The organism is Pseudoalteromonas sp. SR45-5, assembly GCF_014163565.1.
GTDB lineage: Bacteria > Pseudomonadota > Gammaproteobacteria > Enterobacterales > Alteromonadaceae > Pseudoalteromonas > Pseudoalteromonas distincta.
In genome coordinates, this window is sequence record NZ_JACJDN010000422.1 from 1 (window position 1) to 3,615 (window position 3,615).

Consider the following 3,615-nt stretch of genomic DNA (forward strand, 5'->3'; position numbering starts at 1 on the left):
ATCGATAGCCTGTGCTGGTTTGACATTAAAGCTACTCACTTTTACGTCGCTACTATCTACGAGCAAATCTTTTAAAACGGCAGGTACATTTTTAGCCGCTACAAAGCCTTGGCTAAAACTATTAAGTTGATTATTTATTTCTGCTAACTCATCTCTGGTTTGTGCAATTTGACTGCGTAAAACCTTAGTGTAGTCGTAGTTTAGTGCTTGATTTAACATGGAGAGTTGCGCATTTATCTGCTGTAACTCCTGCAATGCTGCATTTTGTTCAGAGCGAATATGAGCAACTTCATCTTGCTGTGGAAAAATAACAAACCACAGGCCGAGGTAAATCACCATGAATAAGCCTACAAATACAGTGGAATACTTCTCACGCTTTTGCAGCGATGCAAATTGAGCTCGATACTTTGCCCAAATAGGCCAACCTTTGTCTTTCTTGTTGTTCATGGTTTAGCGCCTTTATCAGCAAGGTCGGTCGCCACATTAAATTCACTCAGACCATCTTTTGTTGACAGTTCTAAAACTGAAAATTCTTTATCAATAAAAAAAGGTGACTGCTTTAAATTATTAAACCACATAGGTAAAAATTTTGACTGCGATACTTGCCCTTGAAACGTGACACTTTGCCCTACAAATTTAATATGGGTAAGCCAGATATTAGGCTCGTGATACTTGGCTAAATCTTGCATAACCTGCGCATAGTCGGTTGCGGATTGATCTGAGCTTTGCTCTAAATAACTAAATATTTGCTGCTTATGCAAAACCTCTTGCTGAAGTGTTTTTAGCTCATTAATAAAAATTGTTTTATTTTGCTTCTCTGCTAGCTGCTGTTTTACAACTTCTAACTGAGCTTTTCCTTGTTTGAGATATTTCTTTTTTTGTTCTAAATCAAGCTCACTTGAATAAGTTTTATAACTGTAAAAAGCCCACGTGATTGCAATAATTAATAGCGCACCTAACCACAGTGTAATCATTCCCGATAAAGGGACTGGGTCTCGGCGTACTCGTAAGGTTTTTTGATAAAAATTAATCCGGGTTTTCATAGCACAGACTCCGGATCTGTTAATTGATAGGCTGCTCCGAGCGCATAATAAAAGTTTGGCTCTAATTGCTGCGCTAATTCTAAGTTAGGCGCAAAATCTACAACTTTTACTTGTAAAAACTCTGCAAGACCGGCTCTAAGAGTTAATGAAGATAAATCATCGCACTGTAGCTGTATGCTGCGAATTGGCGGTTGCTTGAGCTGGCTTTCAAAAAAGTCCATCGAACGCTGAATTTCTAACCCTAACGCCTCTACTAGTTCTTGGTTTTGATCCTTGTCTGAAATACCTAAAAAACCATTTAATCGCCTAGCTAATACTAATTGTCCATCACGAATAATTAAGATTCGAGGTTCATGATTAGCATGCTGCACAATCAGCATATGCGCCTCTTTGTATGAGCCAAATAAAGTTACTAAAACCATTTCTTCAGAGGTCATTGCACGCAAAACTGGTTTAGTTTGTTCAAAACTGTCTATAAACGGAAGTAGCTGCAGCTTATTGGTAATAAATACATTCATTTTGCTGCTTTGCATTGGTAACGTTATTGGATAATCGATAAAGTCAGCTACAATGTTTTCAGAAGCTATATCAACTAAATCTTTTGTAGTCCAAGGCAGCGACTGAATGATTTCTTCATCACTAAGGTTTGGTTTATCCATTTGCACTATTTGATAAAAGTAGTGCGGTATGACTAAATTAACTGCACAAATATCAGTAGACACCTCATTTGTACAAGCAACAATTGCAGCGGTATAATCGGTTTGCTCAGACACATTTACACTGTGAGAACTGTGAACCATCCATTGGTCGCGTTGTTTTTTTAAACATACCGCGTTAACAGTATCTGCGTAAGTTGCAACACCAATAGCTGTATTTGGATCTAAACTACGATTTAACCATGAAAACAGCTTTTCTTTCATATAGCTACTATTGTTAATTGAGTATGAAATAAGTGTCGTACATTTTAACTACTTTGCCAAATTGAAAACCAATAAAATGCGTGAAAAATTCAAAATAGATGAAAATAACTATATTCAACAATTAGATAGCTCGTTTCTAAAAAAGAGAAATATTTGTTTAGGTATAAAACGTGATGATTTACTCCATCCGCTAATAAGTGGCAATAAATGGCGTAAATTAAAATACAATTTAGCGTATATGCAAAAGATAAATAAAACAGAGCTTCTGACTTTTGGTGGTGCGTTTTCAAACCATATTCATGCCTGCGCAGCGGCAGGAAAAGAATTTAATATAAAAACTCGCGCGATTATTCGCGGACCAGAACTTGATAACAACAATCCGACAATTCAGTTTGCAAAACATTGTGGTATGAACCTGCATGTTGTTAATCGTATAGAATATCGAAAACGCCACAACATCGATTACCTTAATGCTCTGCAAGAGCGCTTTCCAAATGCTTATATTATTCCTGAAGGTGGTACAAATGAACATGCTTTATTAGGGTGTAAAGAATTAGTACAAAGCTTACCCGAACATAGCTACTTAGTTTGTCCTACAGGTAGTGGTGGCACGCTTGCTGGACTAATAGAAGGCAGTGCTTCAACAACACAAGTTATTGGTATCGCGGTATTAAAACAAGCTGAATATTTAAATGAAGAAATAAAAAAGCTGAGCGCTAGAGCTAATAACCAAACTAACTGGCAGTTACTCACAGAGTTTCATGATGGTGGCTATGGTAAGTTTTCACCTGAGTTATGGCAGTTTTGCCAAGATATGAGTCACACTTATAATCTGCCACTTGAGCCTATTTATAGCGGAAAAATGATGTATGCATTGTGGCAGCTTATTGAGCAAGATTATTTCCCATCTGGGAGTAAAATTATTGCTGTTCATACTGGCGGGCTTCAAGGCTTAAATGGGCTTAAATATAGAGGGTTAATCTAGACCTTAATTAAATACCGCTTGCGTAAACTCTTGAAGTGGCTCTGAAAAGTAAAAACCTTGAGCTCCTATCACTCCCAATTTGGTAAGCGTAAGTAGCTCTTTTTGAGTCTCTACGCCCACCGCGTATACGGGTAGATTTAAAAGACTAGCGGCTTCGACTATCCTTTTTATTTTCTTTTGGCTTTGAGTTTTTTCATCTAATAAATGAACCAGTTCGTAAGATAACTTAAGCCCACATACTTGGTTATAATCAACTAGCATGGCTACTTTCTCACTGCTTTTTACATTATCAATCACAATATGTGAATGCCCTTTTTTAATAACATTGAGTGCATTAGTTATCGACTCTCTATGAGTAAAAAATTCTGCCTCACTTATTTCAAATTGTAATTTAGTATTTAACTTAAGCTCTGCCATTTGATTGGCTAACCACTCCCAAAATACAGTATTAAACCAATTTTTAGGGTGTAGATTTACACTAACTGTTAAAGCCGAAGACTCACTGAGCATTAGCTTTTTGACTTGTGTTATTACAGCTTTATCTAATATTAAAGCGTCTTGATCACTATAAACCTGCTTAATAAAATAACGAGCGGCCAGTAAACCAAGTTGGCTATGCCTAACCCGAATAAGAGCTTCATGCTGCAGGATATCTCCACTAGAGAGT

At 36.9% G+C, this 3,615-nt stretch carries 4 protein-coding genes and 1 pseudogene; 1 reads left to right on the forward strand and 4 read right to left on the reverse strand.

Going from position 1 to position 3,615, the window contains the following annotated elements; translation table 11 throughout:
- From H5072_RS14485 to H5072_RS14495, 3 genes and pseudogenes are all read right to left on the reverse strand, one after another.
- Positions 1-447 (reverse strand): annotated as a pseudogene (locus H5072_RS14485) (agglutinin biogenesis protein MshJ); the annotation flags it as partial.
- Positions 444-1,043 carry a PilN domain-containing protein gene (locus tag H5072_RS14490; protein WP_024594795.1) on the reverse strand — a complete coding sequence of 200 codons (600 nt, stop codon included), beginning with the start codon at positions 1,041-1,043 and terminating at the stop codon, positions 444-446. The gene H5072_RS14490 and the pseudogene H5072_RS14485, both read right to left, overlap by 4 nt.
- Positions 1,040-1,963 carry a hypothetical protein gene (locus tag H5072_RS14495; RefSeq protein WP_024598058.1) on the reverse strand — a complete coding sequence of 308 codons (924 nt, stop codon included), beginning with the start codon at positions 1,961-1,963 and terminating at the stop codon, positions 1,040-1,042. The genes H5072_RS14490 and H5072_RS14495 overlap by 4 nt, the downstream gene beginning before the upstream one ends.
- Before the next feature lie 76 nt (positions 1,964-2,039).
- On the opposite strand from H5072_RS14495, the gene H5072_RS14500 reads away from it, so the two are divergent.
- Positions 2,040-2,948: a 1-aminocyclopropane-1-carboxylate deaminase/D-cysteine desulfhydrase gene (locus tag H5072_RS14500; protein WP_182693916.1), complete on the forward strand. Its 909-nt coding sequence runs from the start codon at positions 2,040-2,042 to the stop codon at positions 2,946-2,948.
- Between the two features lie 3 nt (positions 2,949-2,951).
- Here the strand turns inward: H5072_RS14500 and H5072_RS14505 are convergent.
- Positions 2,952-3,615, reverse strand: a 664-nt coding sequence (locus tag H5072_RS14505) for an EAL domain-containing protein (RefSeq protein ID WP_182693917.1), incomplete at its 5' end; no start/stop codon positions are given.

What these genes read in the sequence shown, in the direction of transcription:
- H5072_RS14490 (WP_024594795.1), bottom strand. Translation starts at nt 1,043, where the DNA reads ATGAAAACCCGGATTAATTTTTATCAAAAAACCTTACGAGTACGCCGA.
- H5072_RS14495 (WP_024598058.1), bottom strand. Translation starts at nt 1,963, where the DNA reads ATGAAAGAAAAGCTGTTTTCATGGTTAAATCGTAGTTTAGATCCAAAT.
- H5072_RS14500 (WP_182693916.1), top strand. Translation starts at nt 2,040, where the DNA reads ATGCGTGAAAAATTCAAAATAGATGAAAATAACTATATTCAACAATTA.